Origin of the sequence: Vibrio coralliirubri (assembly GCF_024347375.1) — a bacterium.
Classification (GTDB): domain Bacteria; phylum Pseudomonadota; class Gammaproteobacteria; order Enterobacterales; family Vibrionaceae; genus Vibrio; species Vibrio coralliirubri.
Window position 1 is genome coordinate 2,655,140 of the sequence record NZ_AP025470.1, and the last position, 19,925, is coordinate 2,675,064.

At 47.0% G+C, this 19,925-nt stretch carries 7 protein-coding genes; 4 read left to right on the forward strand and 3 right to left on the reverse strand.

The features are described from left to right. Positions 1-2: 2 nt before the first annotated feature. Positions 3-758 (reverse strand): TRAP transporter small permease, encoded by a 756-nt coding sequence (locus tag OCV20_RS12090; RefSeq protein ID WP_050635215.1) that lies wholly within the window; start codon positions 756-758, stop codon positions 3-5. A 64-nt stretch (positions 759-822) separates the two neighbouring features. Continuing rightward, a complete protein-coding gene (locus tag OCV20_RS12095; RefSeq protein WP_016788636.1) occupies positions 823-1,818 on the reverse strand; it encodes a TRAP transporter substrate-binding protein in 996 nt (331 codons plus the stop codon). Between the two features lie 346 nt (positions 1,819-2,164). Between OCV20_RS12095 and OCV20_RS12100 the strand changes: the two genes are divergently transcribed. Continuing rightward, positions 2,165-2,572, forward strand: coding sequence for a thioesterase family protein (locus tag OCV20_RS12100; RefSeq protein WP_048607892.1), 408 nt, complete (start codon positions 2,165-2,167; stop codon positions 2,570-2,572). Positions 2,573-2,583: 11 nt separating this feature from the next. Here OCV20_RS12100 and OCV20_RS12105 read toward each other — a convergent pair whose 3' ends face one another. After that, positions 2,584-3,417, reverse strand: coding sequence for a 4'-phosphopantetheinyl transferase family protein (locus OCV20_RS12105; protein ID WP_414503108.1), 834 nt, complete (start codon positions 3,415-3,417; stop codon positions 2,584-2,586). 730 nt (positions 3,418-4,147) lie between these two features. Between OCV20_RS12105 and OCV20_RS12110 the strand changes: the two genes are divergently transcribed. The 3 genes from OCV20_RS12110 to OCV20_RS12120 are packed head-to-tail and all read left to right on the forward strand — an operon-like array spanning position 4,148 to position 19,922. Continuing rightward, a complete protein-coding gene (locus OCV20_RS12110; RefSeq protein WP_086774314.1) occupies positions 4,148-11,992 on the forward strand; it encodes a type I polyketide synthase in 7,845 nt (2,614 codons plus the stop codon). Next, positions 11,992-14,025: a PfaB family protein gene (locus tag OCV20_RS12115; RefSeq protein WP_086774315.1), complete on the forward strand. Its 2,034-nt coding sequence runs from the start codon at positions 11,992-11,994 to the stop codon at positions 14,023-14,025. Before OCV20_RS12110 ends, OCV20_RS12115 begins: the two co-directional genes overlap by 1 nt. Further along, the gene (locus OCV20_RS12120; protein WP_086774316.1) at positions 14,022-19,922 is read left to right on the forward strand and encodes a hotdog fold thioesterase; all 5,901 of its coding nucleotides are present in this window, start codon (positions 14,022-14,024) and stop codon (positions 19,920-19,922) included. Before OCV20_RS12115 ends, OCV20_RS12120 begins: the two co-directional genes overlap by 4 nt. Positions 19,923-19,925: the final 3 nt, after the last annotated feature.

A 19,925-nucleotide genomic window follows, 5' to 3' on the forward strand; every position in this document is an offset into this window, starting at 1 on the left:
GATTAGTCTTCCTTACCGTTAGATTTTGTACTCGACTCATTCGCTTTGTTCTGCGAAGTCGAATTCAATACCGCTGTTGCATCTTCGTCAGAGCCCGCTAACACGTCCGCTTTCAACGCATCCAGTTCTTCTTCGGCTTCGTGTCCTGCAATCATGCGGTCAAGCTTGCCTGTTACGACTTGGTAAGCAACTTGAGCAAAACGGAACGTCAGCATTGCCATGCCAATCGGCAGCGCCATATAAGGAATAAAACGTGGCAGTTTCTCGTATCGCTCGCCTTCATTCAGCCAGTCAGCAAGAAACTGAAGCATCTCTGGCATTGGAATATCATCGGTCTCATACCATGCGCGATCGGTCGCGAATGGGTACCAGTAATTCCAAGAGCCGATAAGAAGTAAGATTGAAAATGCTAGGCAACTGGTCACGGCGATTAACGCATACACTTTGCGTAGCTTTTCTGGGGCAAGGTTAATGATCACATCTACACCGATGTGGAAATGTTTTTTAACGCCATAAGATGCGCCCACTAACACCATCCAAGCAAACATGAACACAGTCAGTTCAAGTGCCCATAAGATGTTGTCATTGAATGCGTATCGAAATACCACGTTGGCAAAAGTAAGTAGCGTCATTGCGCCAAGGAAAAATGCGATTAATGACTCTTCAATCACATCCGTAACTCTTCCGACTTTAGAAAAAAGAGAGGTTTCCAGTGCTGATTCGCTAGAATTTGGTTGTTCCATTTGAGGCTTTTCCATAATTGACTCCGCTTATAATTGTTTTTATAAGGAGTGACGAATACTCGCCACTCCCTTAGCGGTGTTATTGGTTTGAAGCTAACGCTGCATCGATAAGGTCTGAACCGATGTCTTTTTCAAACTTCTTCCATACTGGTTGAAGTGCAGCTACCCATGCTTCACGCTGTTCAGGCGTAAGTGTACGAACCTCACCACCCGCTTCGATGATGTTGTTTTTGTTCGCTAGGTTAACTTTTGAAGATTCAGCATTACGCGTCTCAGACACTTCTTGAACGATAGTGCCAAGCTGTGTACGTACATCTTCAGGTAGGTCTTTCCAGAAGTCGTTTGATGTTACAACTAGGTAATCCAAGATACCGTGATTGGTTTCAGTCACGCCGTCTTGTACTTCAAAGAACTTCTTACCGTAGATGTTTGACCATGTGTTCTCTTGACCATCGATAACCTTAGTTTGCAGGCCACCGTACACTTCTTTGAAAGACATCTTCTGTGGGTTAGCGCCTAGTTGTTCAAACTGAGCCACCAATACATCCGATGCTTGAACACGGAATTTCAAACCTTTTGCATCTTCAGGGCTGATAAGAGGTTTGTTCGCCGACATCTGTTTCATGCCATTGTGCCAAAACGCAAGACCTTGCAGGCCACGACGCTTCATCGCGTTCTTCAGCTTTTCACCAGATTCTGAGTTTTGGAAACGGTCAACGGCTTCTACGTCTTCAAATAGGAAAGGAAGGTCAAAAATGCGGTATTTTTTAGTGAACTTCTCAAATTTTGACAGCGATGGCGCCGCCATTTGAACATCACCATTTAACAGGGCTTCCAGTACCTTATTATCATCGTAAAGTGTTGAGTTAGGGAAAACTTGCATACAAGCTTTGCCATTCATTTCCGTGTTTACTCGCTCTTCCAGTAAAGAAGCGGCGATGCCTTTCGGGTGCTTATCGGTATTAGTTACATGACTGAATTTAATCACGATTTCACCAGGGTCACAGTTTGCAGCAGCATTAAAACTAGTGAGCGCCAGAGCAGATACAGACAGCAGGGTAAGAGGCTTAAACATTATTATTCTCCTTAGTAAACAAAGCAGCCCTTCAATGGGAACTGCGTGCTTTCACTAAGGCAATTAGCGCGCCACATTAACACAATTCATTAACAAGCCTTTAACCGCAAGGCTTCATAAGTTCTACCAATAGTCGTCGCCAACTCGCCGCATAAATTAATGGGTGGAAAATGACACATAGAATATTTGTAAATGGGTGGAAGCTGACCAATGTATTAGTAATGAATGAGGTCTGACCAAAAGCCACATTACCGATGATGTCTTGAAGTAATTTCGACCTATCCTGTAGAGTGCTGCACAACTTAGTCAGATTTACTGTCCCACTACTTACCAAGAGTTGATACCAATGAGTCAGATCTACCATCACCCAGTACAAATTTACTATGAAGATACCGATCACTCTGGTGTGGTTTATCACCCTAACTTTCTTAAATACTTCGAGCGGGCACGCGAACATGTCTTGGGCAGCGATAAACTGGCGGAATTGTGGAATGAGCACGGACTAGGTTTTGCGGTCTATAAAGCCAACATGACTTTTCAAGATGGGGTTGAGTTCGCTGAGATCTGCGACATCCGAACCTCTTTTGAACTCGATGGCAAATACAAAACCTTATGGCGACAAGAGGTATGGCGTAAAGATGCGACCAAACCCGCCGTGATTGGTGATATCGAGATGGTTTGCCTAGATAAAGACAAACAACTTCAGCCTGTACCCGCTGAAGTATTAAAAGCGATGCTTGGAGAGTCGAGCTAGCTTTATTTTATCTACATAGACGTAAAGAGGTGAGACGATGAGAAGGTTCTCATCTCTATCTGCATGGGTAGCAAATTCCCGCCAAGCGTCACCGCAAAGCGATACTGTTCATCCAACCGCCCTAAGCAACACTGCCAATCTGTAGAACTATCGTCTTGTTGAGCAGAATCCAAATTCAACCCAATCCCGCTATGTAGCCTGATTTCGCGATACAAGCCTGATTTAGCATCCGATGAGCCGAGTTCCACTACTTGCTTGGTCAAATTAGAGAAATCGAACGAGAAGCTTCGCAACGATGTGGCTAGCCCCTTGCCTGTCGCTTTGATGTACGACTCCTTCAGCGCCCAAAGATCGAAAAAACGCTCTCTCTGCAGCTCTTTACTAAGTTCAAATAAATCTGCCAATTCTTTATCTGAAAAATAGTGCTTCATGATCGAATCGATATTGGTCGAGCTTCTTGCATGTTCGATATCGACACCTAATTGAACTGGCTTCCCGACTCTCTGGCAAACCGCGATTAACAAATGTTCTTTGCTATGACTGATATTGAAATTTAACCCCGTCATGAGTTGCTGTTCGGCGACTAAACTGGGCTTTCCTTTCTCGCCATATTCAAAGCGCCACGCTTCGGGCATTAAATCAGAATAGCGAGACAACACCTTTCTTAGGTAGTTGCGAACATACAGGGCTTGAACTTGAGATGAGGGCATTCGATACCGCTCGACTTTCGCTATTTCATCAGCTGTGAGTGTCTGTTTGAGGTGTGACTTACTGCCTACATCATCACGCAAATCACTCAAAGAACATAGCCATAAATCGACGGTTGGGTTTTCCAGTTTATCCATGCTCACCTCCTCTAACCACTCATCAAAAAAACATCAAAATGAACAAATTTAACCCAGCTATGATTTGAGAGAAACATAGAGAATCTGCGCAGGAAACACTCTTCATATACGGACTTAAAACTAACTTTTCGAATAATAACAAATTAAAACATAAATCACATCGAGCCTTAAAGAACAGACACCTATTAAATGTTACTTACAAAAATATGACGCAGATCCCACCCAACTAAAAAATAGAGTATAAACACTAAAAAACCACTTATATACATTATTTATCAATAAGTTAATCCGATTAAAAACACAAAAAACACAAGAAATATAAAATCATCTGGTCTGAACAGATCGTAGTGACCTCTGGGAGCATTGTAACGGAAACTCACCTCGGGTAGCCTGCTCAACCATTAAACAAATTCACACGTTTTTATTGCGGATACCTGCTTTGTATAAAGCAGTACTTGAGACAGGATTTAAATGGACATTAACCTCAGATTCGAATGCCCTCTTCTCGCATGAAAAACGTAACTAATCCCTGCGTAGCTAACTCCTGCGTAATCAAGCCCTGCAAGTCACAGTACTTCGCACTCCCTATTTCAGTCAGGTGGCCGACTTTCGGTAGCCTTACTCTTCAGCTGCGTTTGCCCAAATCTGTCTCAGATTTATTTTCGATTTATTTAAAAGCGCAGCCTCAAAATACGACCTCACTGTATGTGATTTCTAGTGGAGACTCATAATGAGCCAACCCGAAAAAAATACACCGGAATCAGTCGACGACACTCGACTTAATAAACGCCTTAAAGACATGCCAATTGCTATCGTTGGTATGGCAAGCATGTTTGCGAACTCTCGCTACCTAAACAAATTCTGGGATTTGATCAGCGAAAAGATCGATGCAATTACCGAAGTGCCTGATACGCACTGGCGCCCAGAAGATTACTACGACTCAGATCGTACTACGCCAGACAAGTCTTACTGCAAGCGCGGCGGTTTCATCCCAGAGGTTGACTTCAACCCTATGGAATTCGGTCTTCCGCCAAATATCCTAGAGCTGACGGATACGTCACAGCTGCTTTCTCTGATCGTGGCAAAAGAAGTACTTGAAGATGCGAAACTTCCCGAAGGTTACGATCGCGATAAGATCGGTATCACGCTCGGTGTGGGTGGTGGTCAGAAGATCGCTCAAAGCTTGAATGCTCGTCTTCAATACCCTGTTTTGAAAAAAGTCTTCAAGAGCAGTGGCATCAACGACGAAGACAGCGAAATGCTGATCAAAAAATTCCAAGACCAATACATCCACTGGGAAGAAAACTCATTCCCTGGTTCATTGGGTAACGTAATTTCAGGTCGTATCGCTAACCGCTTTGACCTTGGTGGCATTAACTGTGTGGTAGACGCTGCGTGTGCTGGTTCTCTAGCCGCAATGCGCATGGCACTGAGCGAGCTAGTTGAAGGCCGCAGTGAAATGATGATCACAGGTGGTGTGTGTACTGATAACTCACCAACCATGTACATGAGCTTCTCTAAAACACCTGCATTTACCACCAATGAAACCATTCAACCTTTCGACATCGATTCAAAAGGCATGATGATTGGTGAAGGCATCGGCATGGTTGCTCTGAAGCGTCTTGAAGATGCTGAACGCGACGGCGACAGAATCTACTCAGTGATTAAAGGTGTCGGTTCATCTTCGGATGGTAAGTTCAAGAGTATTTACGCGCCTCGCCCTGAAGGACAAGCAAAAGCACTTAAACGTGCTTACGACGATGCTGGTTTCGCACCGCACACGCTTGGCCTTTTAGAAGCGCACGGTACAGGTACTGCAGCAGGCGATGTGGCTGAATTTGGTGGCCTAAACTCAGTATTCAGCGAGAACAATGAAGAGAAGCAACACATTGCGTTAGGCTCTGTGAAATCTCAGATTGGTCACACCAAATCAACTGCGGGTACTGCAGGTTTAATCAAAGCTGCGTTGGCACTGCACCACAAAGTTCTGCCGCCAACGATCAACGTATCGGCTCCGAATCCTAAACTGGATATCGAGAACTCACCGTTCTACCTAAACACACAAACGCGCCCTTGGATGAAACGTGTCGACGGCACACCACGCCGTGCAGGTATCAGCTCATTTGGTTTTGGTGGCACTAACTTCCACGTTGTATTGGAAGAGTACACGCCAGAGCACGCTCGCGGTGACAAGTACCGTCAGCGCCAAGTGCCGCAAACTCTGTTATTCAGCGCGGAATCTCGTCAAGCACTGATCAATGAGCTCAAGCAGGTTTCAACTCAAGTTACCGATGCTGCGTTCAAATTAGAAGCGCTTGCTGAGCAACACGCTCTACGCGAAGTTGACGCTAAGCAGGCTCGTCTTGGTTTAGTTGTCACTGACCAAGCAGACCTTCAAGCGCAACTGACTCAAGCGGTTTCTATGCTTGAGAGCCAAACCAAAACACATTGGCAGATGCCAAACGGTACTAGCTACCGTGAGTCAGCACTGATTGCTGAAAACGGCACTGGTAAAGTAGCAGCTCTGTTTGCGGGTCAAGGTTCACAATACCTAAACATGGGTCGCGAGCTTGCTTGTCATTACCCAGAGATGCGCCAACAGCTTGCTCAAGCGGATCAAGTATTTGGTCAGCACAAGAAGACGGCTCTGTCCCAAATTCTGTTCCCAATTCCAACTTTCACACCAGAAGCAACCAAAGCTCAAGAAGCGGTGTTAACCAACACGGCCAATGCGCAAAGTGCAATTGGTACTGTGTCTATGGGTCAGTTCGACATCATGACTCAAGCTGGCTTCAAGGCCGACATGGTCGCAGGTCATAGCTTTGGTGAACTAAGCGCACTATGTGCATCGGGTGTTATCTCGCAAGACGATTACTACCAGTTAGCTTTCGCTCGTGGCGATGCGATGGCTGCGACACCTGAACAAGGCGACAGCGGTACTATGTTTGCGGTCATCCTAGACGCAGACAAGCTTCCAGCCGTTGAAAGCTGCATCAGCCAATTCGAAGGTGTGAGCATTGCCAACTACAACGCTCCGACTCAACTGGTTATTGCTGGTCCAACAGCAACCGTTCAGCAGGCAGCTCAAGCGCTAACTGAGCAAGGCTTCAAAGCAATTGCTCTGCCAGTGTCTGGTGCTTTCCACACACCGCTTGTTGCTCACGCTCAAAAACCATTTGCTGCTGCAATTGATAAAGCTTCATTCAGCGCTCCAACGCTGCCGCTTTACTCAAACGCAACGGGCAAACTACACAGCAAAGACGCTAAAGCGATCAAGAAAGCGTTCAAGCAACATATGCTGCAATCGGTTCGTTTCAGTGAGCAAATTGAAGCGATGTATGAAGCAGGTGCGCGCGTATTCGTTGAGTTCGGTCCTAAAAACATTCTTCAAAAGCTGGTTGAAAAAACATTGGCTGATAAGAACGAAGAGCTTTACGCAATCAGCATCAACCCAAGCCCTAAAGGTGACAGTGACCAACAGCTTCGCTTAGCTGCGGTTCAACTGTGTGTGGCAGGTGTTTCATTAGACAACATTGACCCTTACCAAGCTGACATTGCTGAACCTGCAAAGGCATCACCAATGAACATCAAGCTGAATGCAACCAACTACATCAGCCCAGCTACTCGTAAGAAAATGGATCAATCATTGGCTTCGGGCAACGTCACCGAAAAGACTGAGATTGTTGAAGTGAAAGTTGAAGTCGAGAAAATCGTGGAAAAAGAAGTGATTAAAACAGAAATCATTGAAGTACCTGTTGCTGCTCCTCAAGCTTCAAATGTACAACAGTCAGCTGCTCCAGCACCAAGTGCACAAGTAGCAACAGCAACTCAGCAGCCTCAAGTAGCACAACCTGCACCAGCGACTATTCAGCCAACAGCTTCAGTAACGGTTGATGAATCTTCACTGCAATCGTTCTTCAATGCTCAACAACAAGCAGCAGAAGTACATCAGCAGTTCCTTGCGATTCCTCAACAATACGGTGACACGTTCAACACCCTAATGTCTGAGCAAGCGAAAATGGCAACAGCAGGCGTAGCAATTCCTGAGAACCTGCAACGTTCTATGGAGATGTTCCACCAGCACCAAGCTGAAACGCTAAAAGCTCACGCTCATTACCTAGAAATGCAAGCACACAGCAACAACTCAGCACTTAATATGCTGACGCAAGGTTCAGTACAAACGGCACAACCAACCTTCGTTGCGCCAGCAAATGCTCAACCAGCGATTCAGGCTCCAGCGACTCCAGCAGCTATCGTCCAACAGCCTGTGGCTCAAGTACAAACTGCTCCTGTACAAGCGGCGCCAGTTCAAGCTGCACCGCTTCAAAAGACAGCAGCTCAACAAGCTCCAGTACAGAAAGTCGTTCCTGCACCACAAGTAGTGGCTCAAGCAGCAGCACCTGTTGCAGCTCAGCCTGTGCCAGTTAAAGCGCAGCCGGCTCCTGTCGCTGCACCAGTAGCAGTACAATCAGCCGATGCTGAAAAAGTGATGCTAGAAGTGGTCGCTGAGAAAACGGGTTACCCAACGGAAATGCTTGATCTAGAAATGGACATGGAAGCAGACCTTGGTATCGACTCAATCAAGCGCGTAGAGATCCTTGGTACCGTTCAAGACGAAATGCCAAACCTACCTGAGCTGAACCCTGAAGATTTAGCTGAGTGTCGTACTCTTGGCGAAATCGTTACTTACATGAACAGCAAGATGCCTGCAACTGCGCCTGTTGCAGCACAGCCAAGCGCAACCGCTCCTGTTCAAGCAGCTAACGGTCTTGATGCAAAAGTCGTTCAACAAACCATGCTAGAAGTGGTTGCTGAGAAGACAGGTTACCCAACGGAAATGCTTGATCTAGAAATGGATATGGAAGCAGACCTTGGCATCGATTCAATCAAGCGTGTTGAGATTCTTGGTACGGTTCAAGATGAACTGCCTACCCTTCCAGAACTAAACCCTGAAGACTTAGCTGAGTGTCGTACTCTTGGCGAAATCGTTGACTACATGAACAGTAAACTTCCGACTTCTGCACCAGTTGCAGCACAAACGGAAGTAGTGGCGCCAGCAGCATCTAACAACGGACTAGATGCGGCTGTCGTTCAAAAAACCATGTTAGAAGTAGTCGCAGAGAAGACGGGCTACCCGACTGAAATGCTAGACCTAGCAATGGACATGGAAGCTGACCTTGGTATCGACTCAATCAAGCGTGTTGAAATTCTAGGTACAGTTCAAGACGAGCTACCGACTCTTCCAGAACTGAACCCTGAAGACCTCGCTGAGTGTCGTACTCTAGGCGAGATAGTCGACTACATGAACAGTAAGCTTCCGGCTTCTGCTCCAGTAGCGGCTCAAGCATCTGCACCAGTACAAGCAGTATCAAACGGTTTAAACGCAGAACAAGTTCAAAGCACAATGCTGAGCGTAGTGGCTGATAAAACAGGCTACCCAACAGAAATGCTCGACCTAGCAATGGACATGGAAGCAGACCTTGGCATCGACTCAATCAAACGTGTTGAGATCCTTGGTACAGTTCAAGACCAGCTACCAACGCTGCCAGAGCTGAACCCTGAAGACCTAGCTGAGTGTCGTACTCTGGGTGAAATCGTTGCTTACATGAACAGCAAGCTAGGCGCTAATGAAGCTCCTAACGCAGCACCTGTTTCAGATTCAGTTGTAGAAAGCACGAGCAACGACCTAAACCCTGCTCATGTTCAATCAACCATGATGGAAGTAGTTGCCGACAAAACAGGTTACCCAGCAGAAATGCTCGACCTAGCGATGGACATGGAAGCAGACCTTGGTATCGACTCTATCAAACGCGTTGAAATTCTAGGTACAGTTCAAGACCAACTACCAACGCTGCCAGAGCTAAACCCTGAAGACCTAGCTGAGTGTCGTACGCTTGGTGAAATCGTTACCTACATGCAAAGCAAGCTATCCGCTGCTGCACCCGTAGCGACTCCAAAAGTTGAATCAGTAACGCCTATCGCAGAAACAGCGACAGCGGAACTTCCTCCACACAATGAGGTAGCGCTAAAAAAGCTACCAGCGGCAGATAAACTCGTCGATTGTTTCTCAAAAGACGCTTGTGTCGTGATCACAGATGATGGTCACAACGCTGGTGTTCTAGCAGAAAAGTTGACCGCTAACGGCATCCAAGTTGCTGTAGTGCGTAGTGCTCTTTCTGCCGCGTCACCTTTAAACAGTGAAATCGCAAGCTACACACTCGACAGCATTGACGATGCTGGTGTGACTTCGGTTATTAACGACATCGAAGCAGACCTTAAAACGTCGAACAAAGTGATTTCTGGCTTCATTCACCTACAAGCTATCGTTGATGCAAAACAAAGCAACGAGCGAGCGGTTAACTTGAATGCAGACTCAAGAACTTCATTGACGACAGCGTTCTTATTCGCCAAGCACCTAAATGGCCAACTGAATGCAGTTTCTGGTCGTAGCGTGTTCTTCACACTAAGCCGTATCGATGGTGGCTTTGGTTACCTAGATACTAAGCAACTAGCGAATGCAGAGCTTAACCAAGCGGCTCTATCTGGTCTCACTAAGACACTGAGCCATGAATGGTCAAACGTGTTCTGCCGCGCATTGGATGCTGACGCTTCGATTGATGCTCGTCATCTTGCTGAAGCAATCACAGGCGAACTGTTCGATATCGATACCAACACGGTTGAAATCGGCCTTAGCCATACGGAAAACGGTGAATCTGGTCGTTCAACATTGATTGCTGCAACACCAGGTGCTGCACAAACGAAGAACACAGGCGCTCAACTCACCAAGAGCGACAAAGTTCTGGTGACGGGTGGTGCTAAAGGCGTGACGTTTGAATGTGCACTAACACTTGCTAAGCAATGTAAGTCTCACTTCATTCTTGCAGGTCGTAGTAAGCATATTACTTCAGCTGAGCTACCTCAGTGGGCACAAGGCAAGCAAGAGAAAGATCTAAAACCAGCGGCTATCGCTCACCTACAAGCAACCGGTGACAAACCAACACCGAAGAAAGTAGATGCCTTGCTAAAACCGGTATTGAGCAGCCTTGAAATCAACGCAGCACTTACTGCTTTCAACGAGATTGGCGCAAGCGCTGAATACCTAAGCCTAGATGTATCGAACCATGAGTCAGTAGCGAAAACACTGGCCAATTTCGACGGCATCACGGGTCTTATCCACGGTGCAGGCGTACTGGCTGACAAACATATTCAAGATAAAACGCTTGATGAACTGAACATGGTTTACGGCACGAAAGTGGGCGGACTAGAAGCAGTTCTTGGTGGTTTTGATAGCAGCAAGCTAAAACTGATTGCGATGTTCTCTTCGGCGGCGGGTTTCTACGGAAACACAGGCCAAAGTGACTACTCGATGTCTAACGAGATCCTAAACAAAGCGGCTCTGCAATTGTCTGCGCGTAACCCTCAAGCGAAAGTGATGAGCTTCAACTGGGGACCATGGGACGGTGGCATGGTGAACGCAGCACTGAAACGTATGTTCACAGAGCGCGGTGTTTACGTGATTCCTCTTCAGGCAGGTGCGGAGCTATTTAGTTCTCAACTACTGAACGAAACTGGCATTCAATTGCTGGTTGGTACGAGCATGCAAGGTTCTGACAACAAGGAAGCTGCTGTAAAAAAGCTTAATGCGGAGTCTGTGCATCTTGCAGAGAGTCCGCTGAATACAAGCATTACTGTGACACGTCATCTTGATCCAAAGGCATTGCCTTTCATTCAAGATCACTGCATTGCCGGTAACCCAGTGTTACCGACAGTGTGTGCCATCCAATGGATGCGTGAAGTCGCTGAGCAACTGTTAGGGGTGAACGTTAGCGTTCACAACTACAAACTGCTGAAAGGTGTGATTTTTGATACTGATGAAGTGCAAGAGCTGAAACTGGTTCTTTCCTCTGATGCTAAATCAAAAGGTCAGCTAAAAGCAGTGATCAGTTGCCAAGAACGACCACAGTATCAAGCTCAGTTGCAAGTTGCCTCTGTGCAAGTGTCTGAAGATGTTCAACAAGCGTCGACAAAGCGCTTTAAAGCCAACACTTCAGCACCTGTAACAACGGCACAAGCTCTATACAGTGACGGCACTCTGTTTCATGGACCAAGACTGCAAGGTATTACCTCAGTTGAACGTTTTGACGACTTAGGCTTATTGGCTCAATGCCAGTTGCCTCAGATTGAAAACAGCGACTGCGGATCATTTATTCCCAAGCAAGGTTTTGGTGATAGCCAACCATTTGCTGAAGATTATCTGTTGCAAGCCATGTTGGTATGGGCTCGATTGAAATACGGCGCGGCAAGCCTACCGTCTGCAATCGGTGAGTTTGTTTGTTACGCACCGATGCACAATGGTGACCAAGGTCGGCTAGAACTGAGCGTGATAAAAAGCACGGCTCGTTCACTGCAAGCTGATATCTCGCTTTACCACCAAGATGGTCGTTTAAGCACGGTAATGAAAGGTGCCAAAGTCACCATCAGCAAGAGCTTAAACGACGCATTTTTGCCGAAGTCTAGCTCAGCAGTATCGAAGAAAGAGGCTAATAAGAACCTAGAGAAGGAGCAATTGTCATAGTGACTGTTCCTACTAATAAAGCGATGCCATTGCGCATCGCTCTTTTAGCTCAGCCAGCAAACGCAACTGAGCTTTCTGCCGACTTATTATCTTCATTCCCTGAAATGGTTTCTGTTGTGGTTGATGGCAATTTTAATCAAGCACTTACTCAAGCAATTGAGGCAGTCCATCAAGGTAGTGCTGTTAAGCTCTGTTTGGATCATCACTCTCCATCATTGGTGATGTTGAGTGCACTGACCGCTGCTAAGAATAAGATTCACCCACACGCTTATCTAGCGAGTTTTGTAGATGCCGCTACCGAAGATAGCGTTCAGCTTTCTCTGAATATTGCACGCCGCCCCGCTGCAGATTTAAGCCATCAACAGCAATACTCAGCCCTATCTGCTTCGCAGCAGTTTAATGAATTGTTGAATATGGTTAATGCGATATCGAGCCGTTCATTACCGAGCCATTATTGGTTCACTGAGCCGAACAAAGCTCGTGTTGCTTCATTGACCTTCAATGACGATAGCCAACAATCTACCAGCCTGATATTGACTCAAGCGACCGGTTTGCACGAACCAAAGCCATTGCTATCCAGCGAGCGTTTGATGTTTGTGGTTTCTGGCAATGACCAAGCTGAATTGGTTTCTCAGCTAGCCTCATTAAGAGATGAGCTTAAATACATTAGCGATTTGGCGGACAGCGAACTTGCTATCGCCAGCTTGATGCATTCAAACCTAAGTCATTTCCAAAGTGTTCAACACAATGTTGACCTTGGCGCGAATATCGTGATTCAGGCAGCTTCAATTGATGCTGCGCTACAAGAGCTCACAGCGCTAGAAAATGCGTTGCCAAAAGTAATGGCCGACAATAGCCAATACAAGACTCCAGCAGGCAGTTGTTTCTCACCAAAGCCTCAAAGCAAAGGTGGCGTTGCATTTGTTTACCCTGGTGTTGGCACGGTTTATCCCGGTATGTTGCGCGATTTTCACCACCATTTCCCACAGTTATTTGCTCGTTTAGAACGTGAAGGTAACTTGAAAGAGATGCTTCAGGCAGAGAAAACCTATGCTGAAGACGCGCAAGAAATGTCGCTTAGTGAATTGGCAATTGCCGGTGTAGGCAGTAGTTATCTGTTAACACAACTGCTATGTGATGAATTCAAAGTGCAGCCAGACTTCGCCTTGGGTTACTCCAAGGGTGAAGCTTCCATGTGGGCCAGCTTAAATGTTTGGAAAAACCCGCATGCGCTGATTGAGATGACTCAAACCAGTCCTATCTTCACCACGGCTATTTCTGGCGAACTCACCGCAGTACGTCAAGATTGGCAGTTGAACGGCGACGAAAGCATCCAATGGAATAGCTTTGTGGTTCGCAGTGATGCACAAGCGATTGAGGCTCTGTTACCAGAATTCCCACGCGCTTATCTCGCAATCATCCAAGGTGACACTTGCGTACTGGCAGGTTGTGAAAGCACATGTCGTGCATTGCTCAAGAAACTAGGTAAACGAGGCATTGCCGCGAATCGTGTTACCGCAATGCACACTACACCTGCATTGAGCCAACATAGCCAAGTGCGTGAATTTTACACGCAACCACTATTCGACGAATTGCCAAAGCATATCCGCTTTATCAGCGCAGCAGGTCTACCGACTGGCGCACCAATCAATATAGACAGCGATAGCATCGCCCTTTCGATTGCCGATACTTTCTGTTCAACGCTGGATTTCACCGCGTTGATCCAGAGTGCTCGTCAACAAGGTGCTCGTCTGTTTGTTGAAGTAGGTGCCGATCGTCAAACCAGCACATTGATCGACAAGATCAATCGTAGTGACAACGTAGCCGACCAGTACTACACAATCGCTTCCAATGCAAAAGGCGGTGACGATGTTGTCACGCTCATCAAGTGCATTGGTCAGCTCATTACTCATCAAATTCCACTGTCTGTCGAGCCCCTTATCCAAGGGCTAGAACAACAGATCACCGCCGCTAAGCAATTAAGTGGTGTGTCTCAAGGCAGTGCAGTGAATCATCAAGGAGAGCTAGTATGAGTTCTCAATCGAACCAGTATCAGGCTCAAACTCAATCTAAGAATAAGCAGCAAGTGAAGTGCAATAAGATCGCGATTGTCGGTATTGCTAACCAATACCCTGAAGCCGATACGCCAAAAGACTTTTGGCAAAACTTGCTGAATAAAAAAGACTCTCGAACCACATTAAGCGCTGAAAAGTTAGGTGCTAAACCTGAAAGCTATCAGGGTGTGCAAGGTGAGTCGGACCGCTTTTATTGTGATAAAGGCGGCTACATCGAAAACTTCAATTTCGACAGCAATGGCTACCGCTTAACAGCAGAATCATTCAACGGTGTTGACCAAAGTTTCCTATGGGCTTTGGATACCAGTCGTAAGGCGTTAATCGATGCCGGCATTGATCTGAATGCCGATGTTTTAGAGCGTACAGGCGTGATCATGGGTGCCCTTTCGTTCCCAACCACACGTTCAAACGACTTGTTCCTGCCGATGTATCACTCGGTGGTCGAGAAAGCACTCAAAGATAAATTGGCTAATGACCAGTTTTCACTGCTACCAACCAATGAAACCGCGCAAAACCTCAACCCGATCAATGGTGCTGCAGCACATAACGCCTCTAAGTTAGTGGCTGATGCCTTGGGTTTAGGCAACGTGCAACTTAGCCTAGATGCAGCATGTGCTAGTTCAGTGTATTCATTGAAGTTAGCGTGTGATTACTTGAACACGGGCAAAGCCGACATGATGTTAGCGGGCGCGGTATCCGGTGCTGACCCATTCTTTATCAACATGGGTTTCTCAATCTTTCACGCTTACCCAGACCACGGTGTGTCGGTTCCGTTTGATAGCAACAGTAAAGGTCTGTTTGCTGGCGAAGGTGCCGGTGTTTTAGTCCTAAAACGTTTGGCTGATGCAGAGCGTGATGGCGACAATATCTACGCAGTCGTCAGCGGTATTGGCTTGTCGAACGATGGCCGTGGCCAGTTCGTATTAAGCCCAAATAGCAAAGGACAAGTACAAGCCTTTGAACGCGCTTACGAGGCTTCAAACCTATCACCAGACAGCATTGAAGTGATTGAGTGTCACGCAACCGGCACGCCATTAGGTGACAAGGTTGAGTTAACCTCAATGGAGCGTTTCTTTGCTGACAAATTGAATGGTTCTAACCCGCCATTGATTGGCTCTGCGAAGTCCAACCTCGGTCACTTACTGACTGCGGCGGGTATGCCGGGGATCATGAAGATGATCTTTGCGATGAAAGAAGGCGTGCTTCCGCCAAGTATTAATTTGGACAAGCCACTATCGTCGCCTGAAGGTTTATTTGGCTCACAGACGCTACCAACACAGGTTCAACCTTGGCCAAGTAAAGCGGGCAATTCAGAGCGCTGCGCAGGTGTTTCTGTATTTGGTTTCGGTGGTTGTAACGCTCACTTACTGCTTGAAGCGTATTCAGACACCAGTCATGTCAACCAGACTCTAGAGTCGGCATCTCCAAGCCTACTACCGTCTAATTTAACCATTACTGGTCTAGCGTCTCACTTCGGTTCTCTGCAAAGCATCAATGCGCTAAGCACTGCGATTGAGACCAACAACGATGCTTTCATTGCTTTGCCTAAGAAACGCTGGAAAGGCTTAGACCAACATCCAGAACTACTGAATCAATTTGGTTTACACGGCATTCCAAACGGAGCGTACATCGATCAATTCGATCTCGATTTCCTACGCTTTAAAGTGCCGCCGAATGAAGATGACCGTTTGATCTCTCAGCAGTTGCTACTGATGAAAGTTGCAGACGAAGCGATCAAAGATGCCAAGCTTGTAGCAGGCCAAAAGGTTGCAGTACTCGTTGCGATGGAAACAGAGCTTGAGATGCACCAATTCCGTGGACGCGTAAACCTGCATAGCCAATTGGCTGACAGCTTTGCCAACATGGGTATTGAGCTAACACAAGATGAATACCAATCGCTAGAAACCATCGCGATGGACAGTGTGATGGACGCAGCTAAGCTGAACCAATACACCAGTTTCATCGGCAACATCATGGCTTCGCGTATCTCATCATTGTGGGACTTTAACGGCCCTGCCTTTACGATTTCAGCTGCTGAACAGTCAGTTGCGCGTTGTATCGATGTCGCACAAAACCTGATGTCGCAAGAATCCATGGACGCCGTCGTGATTGCAGCCGTTGACCTAAGCGGCAGTGCAGAACATGTGATTCTGAAGAACAGCGTGAGCCCAGTGTCACTTTCTCCAAAGTTCGGACAACCGCAAGACGGAAGTTGGAATGTGGGCGAAGGCGCAGGTGCAATTGTTCTTGTTGAAGATAGTCAAGTAGCACGCAACCAAGATACGACTTACGGCAGTATCAACGCATTGGCCTTTGGTTCAAGCGAGCGTAACAATGCCGTTGCTGATGAGTTACTGACTCAAGTCGGTATGAGCTCAAACGATGTTTCTCTGCTTGAGCTTAACCATGCACCTGAATCGTCATTACATCAGTCTTCATCTCTAAGTTTCGCGAACACAAAGACGACTCAAGCGAGTCAGCGTGTTGGTCATTGCTCTGCAGCCTCTGGTATGGCAAGCCTGCTACACGGCCTGCTCAACCTGAACCTTGAGTCTCTGAATCCGAATGTCAGTTCTAAGAACGCGATTGTTGCCAACATCAGCGAAGGACAATGTTCACAGCTGCTACTAAGCCAGTCGAGTGTTGAATCTCAGTCACTTTCCGTTCGTTTAAGCAATGAGCTGGCAAGCGATGCTAAGCGCCAATTGGTTAAGCAAGTGACTCTTGGCGGTCGCGATATCTATCAACATATTTCCCAAACCCCAGTGACTAACTTGGCTACGATTCAACAGAAAGCTTCTGGTAAACAAGCAGCAAGAGTGGCGTCGGTTCCAACGACAGCAAGCATTCAAGCAGCCCTTGCGCAAAAAGAGTTAGAGAAGAATGCATTAGCGCAGAACGCGGTAGAGCCAGTCATCGAAACTCCTACATCAGTATCCCCTACTCTGGCGCCAACACGCCACAGTCAGCTAACAGGTAACCACAGCAATATGACTCATGTCCTATCCGCTAAAAATGGCGCGTCTCAAATCGACGCTAATACGGATGCAGCATCACAGCCGTCTGTAACACCACACAACCAAGCTTTTGCTCAAAATCAGCAAGCGGCGCAACAGGTACACAAAGCATTCCTGCACACTCGTGCCCAAGGTATGCAAATGGCTGATGCACTATTGAAAGCACAGCTAAACGCAATTACGTCTGGTTTAGATAGCTCAGCCGAAACACCAGTTCAGACTCAACCAGATCAGGTTCAGTCAGCGCCAGTAAACGCACTTGCGACGCCAGCACCAGTAAAACCTATCCGTAAACCATGTATCTGGGATTACGATGATTTGGTTGAATACGCTGAAGGCGACATCGCCAATGTATTTGGCCCTGACTACGCGATCATCGATAGCTACTCGCGCCGCGTTCGCCTACCAACCACAGACTACCTATTGGTATCTCGTGTAACCAAGCTTAACGCGACCGTGAACGAGTACAAGCCAAGCACCATGACCACAGAGTACGACATCCCAGTTGATGCACCGTATCTTGTTGATGGTCAAATCCCTTGGGCTGTAGCGGTAGAATCTGGTCAGTGTGACCTAATGCTGATCAGCTACTTAGGTATCGACTTTGAAAACAAAGGCGAGCGTGTTTACCGCCTGCTTGATTGTACGCTGACCTTCCTTGGCGACTTGCCTCGTGGTGGCGATACGCTGCGTTACGACATCTCAATCAACAGCTTTGCTCGCAATGGCGACACGCTGCTGTTCTTCTTCTCGTACGAATGTTTCGTTGGCGACAAGATGATCCTGAAAATGGATAACGGTTGTGCAGGCTTCTTTACTGATGAAGAGCTAGCCGATGGCAAAGGTGTGATTCACACTGAAGATGAAATCAAGGCTCGTAAGCTGGCAACTAAGCAACGCTTCGACCCTATGTTGCATTGTCCTAAAACCCAGTTTAACCACCAAGAACTGCGCCACCTACTGACTGCAAACATTGCAGAGTGTTTTGGTCCAACTCACCAATCCAATCGCCACCAGCCTTCTTTGTGCTTCAGCTCAGAGAAGTTCATGATGATCGAAAAGGTTAGCCGTGTTGAACCGCAAGGCGGCACATGGGGACTTGGTCTGATTGAAGGTCACAAGCAGCTAGAGCCTGAGCACTGGTACTTCCCTTGTCACTTCAAAGATGATTCAGTAATGGCTGGCTCTTTGATGGCAGAAGGTTGTGGTCAACTGCTTCAATTCTTCATGATGCACCTTGGCATGCACACGCTTGTTCAAAATGGTCGTTTCCAACCGCTTGAAAATGCCCCTCAACAAGTACGCTGTCGTGGTCAAGTTCTACCACAATCGGCAGAACTGACTTACCGCATGGAAGTGACCGAGATTGGTCTAAGCCCTCGTCCATACGCGAAAGCCAACATCGATATTTTGCTCAACGGCAAAGTGATTGTTGATTTCCAAAACTTGGGTGTGATGATCAAAGAAGACGACGAATGTACTCGTTACCTACCTTCTTTAGAAACAGCTATCGCGACTCCTGTTATCGAAAACTTGGGCCATACGCCAGCAGTGAACCAACAAGCTTCAGCAAATGCGCCACTTATGGCTCAAATTGAAGACCTAGAAACGGCACCAAACAAAGGTGTGATTCCACTTCAACACGTTGAAGCTCCGGTGACGCCAGATTACCCAAATCGCACACCCGATACGGTTCCGTTCACGCCTTACCACATGTTCGAATTCGCGACTGGCGATATCGAGAAATGTTTCGGCCCTGACTTCTCAATCTATCGTGGGATGATTCCACCACGTACTCCGTGTGGCGATCTACAGCTAACCACTCGTGTCGTAGAGATTGATGGCAAGCGTGGCGACTTCAAGAAGCCTTCATCGTGTATCGCAGAATACGAAGTGCCAGAAAATGCATGGTACTTTGATGAAAACAGCCACCACACCTTGATGCCTTATTCGGTATTGATGGAGATTTCACTGCAGCCAAACGGCTTCATCTCTGGCTACATGGGCACCACGCTCGGCTTCCCAGGTGAAGAACTGTTTTTCCGCAACCTAGATGGCAGCGGCAAAATGCTGCGTAACGTCGACTTGCGTGGCAAAACGATTACCAACGATTCTCGTCTGCTTTCAACGGTAATGATGGGCACTAACATCGTACAGAGCTTCAGCTTCGAACTGAGTACTGACGGCGTGCCTTTCTACCAAGGTACGGCGGTATTTGGTTACTTCAAAGGCGCAGCACTGAAAGATCAACTTGGTTTGGACAACGGTAAAGTGACTCACCCTTGGCACGTTGATAACAACCGCACGCCGGATGTAAACATCAACCTGCTAGATAAAACAACGCGTTACTTCAATGCACCTGTTTCTGCTACTGGTGAAGTGCAAGAGCACTACCAATTGGCTGGCGGTCGTTTGAACTTTATCGATACGGTACAGATCACCAGCGATGGTGGTAAAGATGGCCTTGGTTACCTATACGCTGAGCGTACAATTGACCCAAGCGATTGGTTCTTCCAGTTCCACTTCCATCAAGATCCGGTAATGCCAGGTTCTCTAGGTGTCGAAGCGATCATCGAACTGATGCAAACCTACGCGCTAAACAAAGACCTTGGCGCTGGCTTCCGCAATCCGAAGTTTGGTCAAATCCAATCGGAAGTGAAATGGAAATACCGTGGTCAGATTAACCCTCTGAACAAACAGATGTCTCTGGATGTACACATCACTGCCATTAAAGACGAAGACGGAAAACGCATCATCGTTGGCGACGCAAACCTGAGCAAAGATGGTCTGCGTATTTACGAAGTGAAAGACATCGCGATTTGTATCGAAGAAGCATAAGCC

What these genes read in the sequence shown, in the direction of transcription:
- OCV20_RS12105 (WP_414503108.1), bottom strand. Translation starts at nt 3,417, where the DNA reads ATGGATAAACTGGAAAACCCAACCGTCGATTTATGGCTATGTTCTTTG.
- OCV20_RS12095 (WP_016788636.1), bottom strand. Translation starts at nt 1,818, where the DNA reads ATGTTTAAGCCTCTTACCCTGCTGTCTGTATCTGCTCTGGCGCTCACT.
- OCV20_RS12090 (WP_050635215.1), bottom strand. Translation starts at nt 758, where the DNA reads ATGGAAAAGCCTCAAATGGAACAACCAAATTCTAGCGAATCAGCACTG.
- OCV20_RS12110 (WP_086774314.1), top strand. Translation starts at nt 4,148, where the DNA reads ATGAGCCAACCCGAAAAAAATACACCGGAATCAGTCGACGACACTCGA.
- OCV20_RS12120 (WP_086774316.1), top strand. Translation starts at nt 14,022, where the DNA reads ATGAGTTCTCAATCGAACCAGTATCAGGCTCAAACTCAATCTAAGAAT.
- OCV20_RS12100 (WP_048607892.1), top strand. Translation starts at nt 2,165, where the DNA reads ATGAGTCAGATCTACCATCACCCAGTACAAATTTACTATGAAGATACC.